This window comes from Psychrobacter sp. FDAARGOS_221 (assembly GCF_002313155.2).
In the GTDB taxonomy this organism is placed as follows: Bacteria; Pseudomonadota; Gammaproteobacteria; order Pseudomonadales; family Moraxellaceae; genus Psychrobacter.
Genome location: NZ_NWFK02000001.1, coordinates 1,024,167 through 1,036,894, shown reverse-complemented (window position 1 = coordinate 1,036,894; position 12,728 = coordinate 1,024,167). Strand labels below are relative to the sequence as shown.

At 42.2% G+C, this 12,728-nt stretch carries 8 protein-coding genes; 5 read left to right on the top strand and 3 right to left on the bottom strand.

Features of this window, described 5'->3' with window-relative positions; genetic code table 11:
- Positions 1-40 precede the first annotated feature (40 nt).
- On the bottom strand, positions 41-1,348 hold the full coding sequence (locus A6J60_RS04275; RefSeq protein WP_096064879.1) for a hypothetical protein: 1,308 nt from the start codon (positions 1,346-1,348) through the stop codon (positions 41-43).
- A gap of 216 nt (positions 1,349-1,564) precedes the next feature.
- Positions 1,565-5,383: a methionine synthase gene (gene metH / locus A6J60_RS04270; RefSeq protein WP_096064878.1), complete on the bottom strand. Its 3,819-nt coding sequence runs from the start codon at positions 5,381-5,383 to the stop codon at positions 1,565-1,567.
- A gap of 260 nt (positions 5,384-5,643) precedes the next feature.
- Between metH and A6J60_RS04265 the strand changes: the two genes are divergently transcribed.
- The gene (locus A6J60_RS04265; RefSeq protein WP_096064877.1) at positions 5,644-6,471 is read left to right on the top strand and encodes a fasciclin domain-containing protein; all 828 of its coding nucleotides are present in this window, start codon (positions 5,644-5,646) and stop codon (positions 6,469-6,471) included.
- Between the two features lie 194 nt (positions 6,472-6,665).
- Here the strand turns inward: A6J60_RS04265 and A6J60_RS04260 are convergent, their stop codons facing one another.
- Positions 6,666-8,222 carry an alanine/glycine:cation symporter family protein gene (locus A6J60_RS04260; protein ID WP_096064876.1) on the bottom strand — a complete coding sequence of 519 codons (1,557 nt, stop codon included), beginning with the start codon at positions 8,220-8,222 and terminating at the stop codon, positions 6,666-6,668.
- Positions 8,223-9,091: 869 nt separating this feature from the next.
- Here A6J60_RS04260 and A6J60_RS04255 point away from each other — a divergent pair.
- The 4 genes from A6J60_RS04255 to A6J60_RS04240 all read left to right on the top strand — a co-directional run bounded on the left by A6J60_RS04255 (position 9,092) and on the right by A6J60_RS04240 (position 12,672).
- A complete protein-coding gene (locus A6J60_RS04255; RefSeq protein WP_193778020.1) occupies positions 9,092-9,703 on the top strand; it encodes a LemA family protein in 612 nt (203 codons plus the stop codon).
- A 192-nt stretch (positions 9,704-9,895) separates the two neighbouring features.
- Positions 9,896-10,627: a TPM domain-containing protein gene (locus tag A6J60_RS04250; RefSeq protein ID WP_096064875.1), complete on the top strand. Its 732-nt coding sequence runs from the start codon at positions 9,896-9,898 to the stop codon at positions 10,625-10,627.
- A gap of 114 nt (positions 10,628-10,741) precedes the next feature.
- Entirely contained in the window at positions 10,742-11,911 is a 1,170-nt protein-coding gene (locus tag A6J60_RS04245) for a TPM domain-containing protein (RefSeq protein WP_096064874.1), read from the top strand.
- A 182-nt stretch (positions 11,912-12,093) separates the two neighbouring features.
- Positions 12,094-12,672: a TPM domain-containing protein gene (locus A6J60_RS04240; RefSeq protein ID WP_096064873.1), complete on the top strand. Its 579-nt coding sequence runs from the start codon at positions 12,094-12,096 to the stop codon at positions 12,670-12,672.
- The last annotated feature ends 56 nt before the right edge of the window (positions 12,673-12,728 follow it).

The window sequence follows — 12,728 nt, the reverse complement described above, 5'->3', positions numbered from 1 at the left end:
ATGTGTTTTAGCTTCAAAGTACAGGGAAATATTAAATTGATTAATTTTCTTCCTTAGTTTTATAAAGATAATCATTAGCATTTACATAAAAATTTTCGAATGTTTCATTTGTTTCATTAGCTTCTAAATAATGAGAGGACTTAGTAGAAGGCAGTATTTTATTTGACTCCATAACGGTGCATAGTTCTATATTTTTAAACTTTTGTATTCTATCATTTTTAGAATTACTAATTATGATTAATTTAAAATTAGGTGGACAGACGATAACCTGTTTGCTGTCTCTATAAATAATTTTAAGGTTAACTATTAAATAATCGCTATTCTCTAATTTACTCATAAATAATGAACAAGTATTATTAACTTTATCTCGACAGTTTATCCTCTTATCATATAAGTCATATTTCCAAAGAGATGTTACATTAGCTTTTAAGTCACTATCGAAATCATCAAAGCTAATCTTATAATAATAAGAATCTTTATCTTTATCTTTAATTCCTGTTATTTCTACAATTGGTAAAATTAGTATACTTGGTGTAAAGAAGTATAAAACCATAATAATAAAAAGTGCCAATACTACATCAGCAATGTACTGTGAAATCGAATGAAGTGCTGTTCTAGTTCCATATAATAGTCCGTAAATAAATATAAAAAGGAAAACTATGACTATGATCTCGTAATCAGCTCCTGTCTCTATATTATTTGAGGAATAGTATGCTATTACGAATTTAAAAATAAAAAAGAAGGGTATAAACGTGACTGTTATATATATTGCATAGATCGAAGATATTCCGATATATTTTACGAATTCATCTTGATTTATAGAATAAAAGCCATTGTGTAATTTAAATTTTGCGCTAACTATTTTAAAATAAGATATTAAAGTAATAGAAAAAAAACTTACTATAATTAAGAATGTTGCAACTTCACTTTTTAAGAATAAAGCTAGTATGAAAGCATAACAAGGAAATAATATAAATAATAAAGAAGCATTTCTAACTCTAGTATATTTATTCTCTCCTAGAGAAAAATCATTTTTATTATAGTAATAAAAAAGCCGTAAAAGAAAAGGTGTTAAGCAAAATACATAAACTACTGAACTAGTAACTAAAAAGATATTGGAACTGAATCTATTTTGAACTTGACTACTATTTGTAGAAATAAAATTTATATTCTCCATACCTAGTAACTGTAAATATTTATCAGCAAAAGTATTAGTTAATATGTCTGTTAAAAACACTATTAGCGGTATGAATAAAGATATAATTACACCTGCAAGCAAAGCTGTGAAGAGTTCAGCTTTGCTCGTATCGTAGAACTCTTTGAACTTGTTATAGACTGAATTAGTCATAGCTTTTTAAATTCTAGTAATATGCAATTAGTTTAAGTATATCTTGTTATAGCTTTGATTGTTATAACCTATTATTATTAATAACTTATCTTAATATAATTTTATTATAGCAATTAGAGATATTAGTATTCTTACGCATGGTATGAAAACAAGCTAGATTAACTATTAAAGCTAATCTAGCTTAAAACATTCTAATTTGTCTAACTAAGATAAGTCTTAAGCTAAGTTAGGATTCAACCACTTCTCAGCAGTCTTAATATCCCAATCTTTACGCTGGGCATAGTCCTCTAACTGATCACGGTCAATTTTACCCACATTAAAGTAAACACTTTCAGGGTGTGAGTAATAGAAGCCACTCACAGATGACGCCGGCCACATTGCAAAGCTCTCAGTGAGATATGTACCAATGGTGTTGGTCGTATCTAGCCAATCAAACAGCTTGCCTTTTTCAGTGTGCTCAGGGCAGGCAGGGTAGCCTGGCGCTGGGCGGATGCCGACGTATTTTTCTTTAATCAGCTCTTCATTGGTCAACTGCTCTTGTGGCTGATAGCCCCAGTATTTAGTACGGATAAGCTCATGCAGATGCTCAGCAAAAGCTTCTGCTAAGCGGTCACACAGCGCTTGTACCATAATGGCATTGTAGTCATCGCCCGCTTCTTTGTAGCTATCAGACAACTCTTGCGCGCCAATAATGGATACTGTAAAGCCGCCTAAATAATCAGTATGATCTTCAGAAGGGGAGATAAAGTCAGCCAAGCTGTAGTTTGGTTTGCCACTGGCTTTGTCAGACTGCTGGCGTAAGTGTTCAAACACATGAGTCGGCTGGCCGCCTTCACTTGGCGCTTTATCATAAACGGTCACTGTGTCGTGATCGGTACGGCGCGCCGGCATGATTTTAAACACCCCTTTAGGCGTGACCAAGTCTTCGTCGATGAACTTCTGTAGTAACTCTTGAGCATTGGCGAATAAGTCTTTGGCCTCTTCACCGACTACCTCATCATCAAAGATTTTTGGATATTTGCCGACCAAGCCCCAAGAGATAAAGAATGGCGTCCAGTCAATATAGGGCAGTAAGTTCTCAATAGGATAGCCGTCTAATACCACTTGGCCAAGCTCGTTAGGTACAGGCGGAGTGTAGTTGTCCCAATCAAATTTAAAGCCTTGTTCGATTGACTCTGCGTAACTCAGTTTAGCTGCTTTTGGCTTACGATTGGCCAAGCGCTCACGCACTTTTTCATATTCTTCACGGGTTTCGCGCAGTAATTCAACACGGTGTTCTTTTGACAACAGCTTAGTCACCACACCCACAGAGCGTGAGGCATCAGCGACATAGATGACCGCATCGTTGTGATAGTGGGGTTCAATCTTCACCGCGGTATGTGCTTTAGAGGTGGTCGCACCACCAATCATTAGTGGCAGGGTCATACCACGTTCTTGCATTTGCTTAGCGACATACACCATTTCATCAAGACTTGGGGTAATTAAGCCTGACAAGCCAATAATATCAGCTTTCTCAGCAATGGCAGTGTCCAAGATTTTCTCACAAGGTATCATAACACCAAGGTCTACCACGTCATAACCGTTACAGCCAAGTACTACGCCCACAATATTTTTACCGATATCGTGTACGTCGCCTTTGACCGTTGCCATGACCACTTTACCCTTAACTTCGCCCTCTACTTTTTCAGCTTCGATATAAGGGTTTAAGACCGCAACTGCACGTTTCATCACACGTGCAGACTTCACCACTTGCGGTAAGAACATTTTACCGGCACCAAATAGGTCGCCGACCACGTTCATACCATCCATTAATGGGCCTTCAATCACGTGCAGTGGTTTTGGATATTTGAGGCGTGCCTCTTCGGTATCCTCGTCAATATAAGTGGTAATACCTTTGACCAACGCATGCTCAATACGTTTTTCAACCGATTGCTCACGCCATGACAAATCAACGGTGCCATCGTTAAGCTTACCGCCAGCCACGTAGCCTTCAGCAACCGTCATCAGGCGTTCAGTCGCATCTTGTCCAGACTCGCCCTGATTACGGTTAAGCATCACATCTTCAATGGCATCACGCGCGTCTTTTGGAATTTCGTCATACACTTCAAGCATCGCCGGGTTGACGATACCCATGGTGAGGCCAGCTTTAATCGCGTGATATAAGAACACCGCGTTAATCGCTTCACGGATAGGGTTACCACGGAAACTGAACGACACGTTAGACACACCACCTGACACCATGGCATGCGGTAGGTTTTCAGTAATCCATTTAGTAGCATTGATAAAGTCAGCGCCATAGTTGTTGTGCTCAACAATACCGGTGGCGACCGCAAAGATATTGGGGTCAAAGATGATATCTTCAGCAGGGAAGCCGACTTCATTCACCAGGATGTCATAACTGCGCTGACAGATTTGAGTCTTGCGCTCGAAAGTATCGGCCTGACCGTCCTCATCAAATGCCATGACCATCACTGCAGCGCCGTAACGCATACACAGTTTGGCGTGCTCTACGAATACATCGTAGCCTTCTTTGAGCGAGATAGAGTTAACGACTGATTTACCCTGAACGCGTTTTAGACCTTCTTCAATGATTTCCCATTTTGAAGAGTCCAGCATCAATGGTACACGGCTAATATCAGGCTCGCCAGCGACCAAGTTTAAGAAGTGAATCATCGCCCCTTCAGAGTCGAGCATCCCTTCGTCCATGTTGATATCGACGATTTGAGCGCCGCCGTCAACTTGGTTACGAGCCACGTCTAATGCTTCGGTAAATTCACCGGTTTTGATTAGGCGTAAGAATTTTTTAGAACCGGTTACATTGGTACGCTCACCGACATTAACGAATAAGCTGTCTTTGTTAATGGTAAATGGCTCAAGACCTGATAAACGACAGGCTGGCGCAATGGTTGGAATCTCACGTGGCGGATACTTTTGCATCACATCATGGATGGCCTTGATATGCTCAGGGCGGGTACCACAACAGCCGCCAACAATGTTTAGGATGCCTGCTTTACCAAAGCCATCGAGTAGGGCAGCGGTTTCCTCCGCAGTCTCGTCATATTCACCAAATTCGTTGGGCAAGCCAGCGTTTGGGTGCGCCGATATATAGGTATCCGCAATGTCAGATAGGGTTTGAATATGCGGTTTTAACGCATCAGCACCTAGCGCACAGTTAAAGCCAACAGATAACGGCTTAGCATGACGAATTGAGTTATAAAACGCTTCGGCCGTTTGACCTGATAGCGTACGACCTGAGGCATCGGTAATGGTACCTGAAATCATAATCGGCAACTCAAAGCCAATAACTTCGAACACACCGGTAACCGCAAAAATAGCCGCTTTTGCGTTTAAAGTATCAAAGATAGTTTCTATCAAAATCAGATCAACACCGCCTTCGATTAATGCATATAAGGCTTCGGTGTAGTTGTCGACCAGCTCGTCAAAGGTGACGTTACGGTAAGCCGGATCATTCACATCAGGTGATAACGAACAGGTACGCGACGTTGGACCAATAACACCGGCGACAAAGCGCGGCTTGTCAGGGTTTTGAGCAGTAAACTCATCGGCCACTTCACGCGCAAGTCGTGCCGCTTCTCGGTTAATCTCAGGAACTAAGTGCTCCATGCCATAATCGGACATAGAGATTTGAGTGGCGTTAAAGGTGTTGGTCTCAATGATATCCGCGCCAGCCGTCAAATGGTCGGTATGGATGGTTTTGATAATGTCAGGCTGAGTTAATACCAGTAAGTCGTTGTTACCTTGGACATCACGCTCAAAGTCAGCGAAGCGCTCACCACGATAATCAGCTTCCTTTAATTTAAAGGTCTGAATTTGGGTACCCATCGCGCCATCAAGAATTAAGATGCGCTTGGCAAGCTCAGCTTCTATGCGCTGGCGGGCAGTCGCTTGCTGCTCTTTAAAAGGCAGTGATTTAGGCGGCGTTAAATTAAAATTATCTGGATTGTGCTCTTTTTTAGCAGGAGCATCTGAAGTGTTATTTTGAGTATTGTGTTCAGGATGAGAACAGGTTGCCATAGTGCTATCTTATTTTTACAGTATAGACAAAGGCCATTATAAACAGGTGCTCAGCAGCAGTGACTATCAAAGTTACTCTCTTTAAAGTTACTCTCTTTTAGAGTGATGCTGATTAGGGAATAACCCCGTTATATGAGTATGACGCTGTTTGTATGACTTTGACTAAGAGGTGAATAGAGAGTGAATGTTTGTTAGTGTAGCATAAGTTATACTCAAGTTATTATCACCCTCTTATATAGCTATAGAATAAGGATATTTCTATGAAACAAGTGCAGACGCTGTTGTCAGAAAAAGGTGTTTTTTCACCTAAATTAATGTCAACTAAATTAATGTCACCTAAGTTGGTAGGGTCGTTAACGGCTGCGTTATTAACCCTGACAGGATGTCAAAAAACAGAGACATTAACCGAGCAACGCGTTCAAGTTACTGCAAACGTTCAAGGCCAAAATGCTGGTACTTCCACCGCAAACCGTTCAGATACAGTCATCGATGCCGGTAATATGGTGTATAGCCGCTTGCCGCAAAGTGCAGCAGGCTCGCAAACCAACATTACCCGTCAAACAGCGTCGACAAATGCAGCCACAGTAGAATCAGCAGCAAACTCCAATTCTCAGACAGCTGCCGCACTCCGAGGAGCACCGGTCAATACCCAATATCAATCTCTGAGCGCATTGGATATGGCGAGGCAAGATCCAGATTTTTCAATTTTGGTTGAAGCGGTTGATGCAGCTGGTATTGGCATGATGCTACGGTTTGCTGGTGATCGCTATACTATCTTTGCGCCTAATAATGCTGCTTTTGCCAAGCTGTTTAGTGAGACGCCACTGACCAAACAAAGCTTATTGGCCAATAAGTCTTTATTGCGTGCCTTGCTGGCCTATCATGTGGTTAAGGCGGATCAGCCGATGACGGTCGCGCAGTTACCGGGTGGTCAGTTGCAAGCGTTAAGCAAGCGTACTTTTAAAGTAACGCCTCAAGCTAGTTTGATCGATGGTAAAGGGCGCACAGCACATATTGTTCAACCCAATATCGCCACCCAAAATGGCATGGTGCATGAGATTGATATTGTGATGTTCCCGGTCAATTAGAGATAAAAAAGTACTTACAGACAAAATAAAGCTTATCTTTGGCTATCAAACATCAGACGTCAGATATCAGACATGAAAAAGGCCCAACAGATGACTGTTGGGCCTTTTGTTTATGGTTCTAACGATAGTTTTCTAAATTGCTTTCTATCTATAGTTAGAACATCACGATAGTCATTAAGATGTCAAATCAGCGGTTATAGCTTATTTTGACGATCTTTTTGAGCTTGTGCTTTTAAGTTTTCTTGATGACGCTCTTCCCAATAAGTGGCGTTTTTGATACCAAACTTAGCAGGATCGAACACAAAGCGTTTTGCTGTTGTACCGCCGCCAGCTTTCAACTGAGCTTCGTAGTCTTTAAGAATATCAAGTGCAGGACGCGCCACGAAGAACACGATGATAATACCAACAATGTTCAACCATGCCATTAGACCAACACCAACGTCACCTAGACCCCAGATATAACCTGAGCTGTTAAGTGCACCGTATGCAACCATTACCATGATGATTACTTTTACCGCAAACAAACCAATTTTACTCGCGCCTCTGCTCATAAAGCGAGTTAAATAAGAAATATTAACCTCAGCGATATAGTAGTAGGCTAGGATAGTGGTAAAGGCGAAGAAGAATACCGCAACCGCGATGAACGAATCACCAAAGGTACCGTATACTGATTCCATTGCCATTTGCGTAAATGACGGTGAGTTGATTTCAACATCAGCAGCAACGTTTTGAACAACGAACTGTCCGTCTGGTAATTCACCTTGGATGTTGTACATTTTAGTCGATAAGATCATAAATGCAGTTGCAGAACAAACCAGTAAGGTATCAACGTATACTGAGAATGCTTGTACCAAACCTTGCTGTGCAGGATGGTCAACCGCAGCCGCAGATGCAGCGTGAGGACCTGTACCTTGACCCGCTTCGTTAGAGTAAACACCACGTTTAACACCCCAACCGATAGCAGCACCAAAGCCTGCTTGAGCAGTGAATGCATCACCAATAATCATGCCGAATACTTCAGGGATCATGCTGTAGTTAGCGAACATGATAAGTAGGGCTAAGATGATATAACCCAGCGCCATAAATGGCACTGCATATTCAGTAAAGCGAGCAATACGCTTAATACCACCGAAGATGATAAAGCCTAGAACCACTAAGATAATGCCTAGAGCGATTAAGCGAACGCTACCAGTATCGATACCCATAACGGTCACGGCAGAGCCTTCACCGGCAACCTGAGCAACCGCGTTAATAACACCGTTGGCCTGTACACCTGGTAAAAACACACCACAAGCAATGATAGATGAGATCGCGAATAGGACGCCGTACCACTTTTGACCTAAAGCACGTTCGAAGTAATAAGCAGGACCACCGCGGTATTCGCCGGTAATCACGTCACGTTCTTTGTAGATCTGACCTAGCGTTGATTCAACATAAGCGGTTGACGCGCCTAAGAACGCCACAATCCACATCCAAAATACTGCACCAGGGCCACCAAAACCGATAGCAGCAGCAACACCAGCGATGTTACCCATACCAACACGGCCGGCTAGCGATACCGCTAATGCTTGGAATGATGAAATACCATCATTATCTGGTTTACCTTTAAATAGTAAACGCAGCATTTCTTTAAATAAACGGACTTGTACGAAGCGGGTGAGAATTGAATAGAATAGACCAGCGCCTAAACACAGATAGATAAGAGCGGGGCTCCAAATGACGCTATTTAAAAAGCTAACAATGCCTTCCATAGTATGTGTTCCTAATTTTAATAAACTTATCACGCACAATCTTTGATGGGAGCATAAGTTAATTGTCATAATTTAAGTTCATGTACAGCACTTATTTAATTCATAAGACAATAAAACTGTCAGTTAATCAATTAGATAAGCACAAACATGATAAAAAGCGATACATTTGCAATAACTGTAAGCTAGTTTAGCTAAATGTTACACAAACGTATGCCTAGGTAACCTCAATTTGCCATAAAAAAAAGCAAATTGCTACAATATTTTTTAATAAAAACAATATTTTTTCTCGCCAGCCAGTCAGTTTATATACCTCTAAGCTTGTTTAAACAAGCTAAATTCAGTGTTTTATGAATGCTGAGAGCGCATAAAAAGGTAGGATACAGTTTGGCTTAGCGGTTGGTTTGTAGTTGTGTTTAGGTAACTAAGAATTGTAAATCCGCTGTTTCAGTCCCATAAAGCATCCGTAGCATAACGTAGCAGTCTCGTCTTGAGTTGATGTTAAAAGTGCGTCGATGCTAAAAAGCCTGCTAACAGTGAAAAATGCTTGTTTTGTATTTTATTGCATTTATATTGTTGAATAATTGCAGCTTAAATAGGTTTGCCGCCAATAAGCTTATATAATGCATGCTATCCGTTACTGGCTAATGGCAGCCAAGATAGTGAATAATCTAGGTCACAAATATGGGTGTCAGTTTATGGATGTTAATTAAAGTGTCGATTAATTAAAATGTGAATCAATTGAAAATTTTAATTAAAAGTTCGTTAATACAACCGGTAAGTAAGTTACAACATCAGTTAGTTGCAACACCAGTAGTTACAACATCAGTTATCTAGAACATCAGTGAATTAAATTTTTGGAGTAATCAGTTATGTCGCGTCAATCAATCCTAAAGCCACTTTTATTGTCTGTGGTCCTAAGTGGATCAGCAGTAGGTCTATCAGGTTGTGGCTATAACACCTTGCAAGCGCAAGATGAGCAAGTTGCAGCTGCTTGGTCAGAAGTAGTTAACCAATACCAGCGCCGTGCCGACTTGGTACCAAACTTAGTGGAAGTGGTTAAGCAGTATGCCAGCCACGAACAAGACGTATTAACTGATGTCGCTGAAGCGCGCTCACGTGCCGGTAGCATCCAGTTGACACCTGAAGCGTTAAACGACCCGCAAGCGATGGAAAATTATCAGGAAGCACAGGCTCAAATGACAGGTGCTTTGTCACGCTTAATGGCGGTATCTGAGCGCTATCCTGATCTAAAAGCAGATCAGCGCTTTGCTGACTTACAAGCTCAGCTTGAAGGTACTGAAAACCGCATCACCGTGGCGCGTAACCGCTATATTCAAGAAGTACAGACTTACAATACAACCGTTCGTCAGTTTCCAACTAACTTAACCGCAAAAGTGTTTGGGCTAGATGCGAAGCAGAACTTCAGTGTCGATAATGAAAAAGAGATTTCAACCGCACCGAAAGTTGATTTTGGTGAGTAATAATACGCCCTAATCAAGTGGCTTAATCTGAGTAGACAGTTATTAGATGAGAAGGGATTGAGTAGGTATGAACGGTTGCTTGTCGTTAATTAACTGTCTGCTATCGGATAATTAGTATTTTCTGAGAGTTGGCATTCGCTTTTTTAGATAAACTCTAGTTACGATAACTATCAACAATATAGGTTTAAATGGATGTCAAAACTCTCAACAAAAAATGGCTCAAAAAGTTTAACTAACTACATGATGGCTATTAGCCTAGGTGTGCTGAGCTCATTGGCCTGTGTTGCATGTGGCTATAATGATATTGCAACTGAGGGTGCTAATACAGAAGTTGTCAGTGCATCTGATTCTACTGGGTCAACCTCAAAGTCTGATGATCAGCAGAACACAGCGTCTCAATCGTCGCAGCGCTCAAGTAGCATTTCTATTGGGTCTATAGAACAGGCAGAGGGCTCGGTTAAAAAACCAAGCTATCTGACACCTGAGACAGTTGCGGCTAATCTGAAAGATCCGGTAAATGACTTTACTGGGACACTGACACTCTATGAGATTGATCAGCTAAATACCAAGCTAAGATCGGTGTATAACTCAGGCATTATGCAGGCGGGTGTCGTTTTAGTTGCGACTACCGATGGTATGCCAATCTTTGATTATGCCATGCAAGTGGCTGAAAGCTGGGAGTTAGGCTCCGCTGATGAGAATGATGGGCTACTGATAATGATGGCCGTTGAGGATAGGCAGATGTATATCCTCACAGGATTAGGAATTGAACACATACTGACAGATAAAAAAGTTGCTCAGGTTATTGATAATGTAATGACCCCCAACTTTAAACAAGCGCAATATGCGCAAGGACTGTCAGAAGGTGTCGATGCTCTAGTAGCTATCTTAAAACAAGAAAAATTGAAACAAGAGCATCATTAATACAGCAACATCTTTAGTCTTTAATCTTTTTTCGAATTAAAGCGATACTTGTGGTGAGTATTTAAGCGGTAAGTATTTAATAAATATTACGAAAAATTGGGTGGTACTTATACTATGCAAAACCTTACTAAACGTCTGTCAGTTTTTATGCTGTTGGGTGCAAGCCTACTGTCAGCACCGATGAGTTTTGCAGAAACAGGTGCCTCATCTACCCAAGGTTATAATGACCAAAGCATTGAAGATATGGTGGCCATTGCCAAAGCTGGGCAAGAAAATGAAGCCATTAATGATGCGGTGTTAGGCAATGAGGCGATTCGTGATAATTTACCAAATATTGGTGAAGCCAGCGCTGAAGATGCCCCGCAAACCTCTGCGCCTGCAAACACTGCTGAGCCACGTCAATCGACCTCAGAAGCGGTAGAAAGCGATAAGCTGATTTTAAACAGTCCGGTGGTGGACCAGGCCAATATCTTTAGTCCGCAACAAAACCAAATACTGACCCAAAGACTACGTCAGATCTATGACCAAGGTCTAGCGCAAGCGGCACTAGTTACAGTACCCACTACCAATGGTATGGATATTTTCCAGTACAGTATGCAGGTTGCTGACAGATGGCAGCTGGGTGATAAAGATACTGATGATGGTCTGCTGATTTTAGTGGCCGTCAATGACCGTGATATGTATATCCTATCCGGTTATGGCTTAGAAGGTGTCTTACCGGATGCCGCTCTCAATAGAATTATTGATGAGCAAATTACGCCTTCTTTTAAGCAAGGCGATTATGCTGGCGGGTTGATCAAAGGTATTAACCAAATCGAGAACCGCTTACAAACCGACCCTGAAATACTCAGACAGTCTGATGAGTTGGCAAAACAGCGCAGTCAGGCACAGTCAGCGGGTGATACGCCGTCGCAGTTTGGTATGTTTTTAATCGCGATGATCTTTGGTCTGTTTTTGACTTCGGTATTAGGACGCATCCTAGGCTCATTTGTTGCGACCGGTGGTTTTGTGATGATGTCACTGTCTAGTGGCGCCGGCATCATAGCGACCATCTTTATGGCCGTATTCTTATGGCTGTTCTTGATATCACGTGGCTCAGGCGGCGGTGGTAAAGGCGGTCGTGGCGGCGGTAAAGGTGGCAGACGTCGCGGCGGTGTTATTGTCTTCCCAGGCGGCGGCTTTGGTGGCGGAGGCGGAGGCTTCGGCGGTGGCGGATTTGGAGGCGGCGGCTTCGGTGGTGGGGGCGGCGGCTTCGGCGGCGGCGGTGCTGGCGGTTCATGGTAGAAACTTTGACCGCCAAAGTTATTGGCTAGCCCCATAAGTATTCGCTAAGGATAACACCGCGTTAAGCTTATGACCTATATACAATGAGCTATATATAGAGTGAGCCATTTATAGCCTGCTATATTATAATCTGTTAGACCTGACTCTGATTTATTAGTCAACCTATTTTGAGGTATCACATCATGCAACAACCCCCTCCTAAGCCTGATTCTAATGTACGACATCCGAATGTCGCAGAGGGTCATGCTGTGGTTAGTGAGCCAAGCTTTGCCAGGCTGTGGCGACAAGCGATTTTCATCCCCATACTGCATAATCGGTGGTTAACCGAGCAAGTGATGCAGCGACTAACCGAGCAGGTGGGTGAGGCTGAAAAAGGCCATCGCGGAGAGGTGTTTTTGGTTATCGAAAACCATCTGCCGATTAATCAGGCGTATCATATTGGCAGCCGTGAGCGTGCGATTGATTTATTCAGTGCTTATCGAGTGTGGGATACCGAAGAGAACACTGGTGTTCTAGTTTACGTTAATATTTGCGAGCACAGTCTTGAAATCGTTGCCGACCGTGGTATCAATGCGCATGTGAGCCCAACCGTTTGGCGCGCCATGTGTGACAAGGCGCTGGCAGGGATGTCTAAAGGTAAGATGGAGTCAAGCTTAACCGACCTGTTGGCAGAAATTGGCTTGTTATTAAGACAGCATTATTATCTTGAGCATGATCCGGCGGGTAACGAGCTATCAGATACGGTGGTATTTTTAAAATAGGTGGGTCTGCTACTGACCAACATAACAACGGATGCACAAAAAAGCTGAGGGTATGC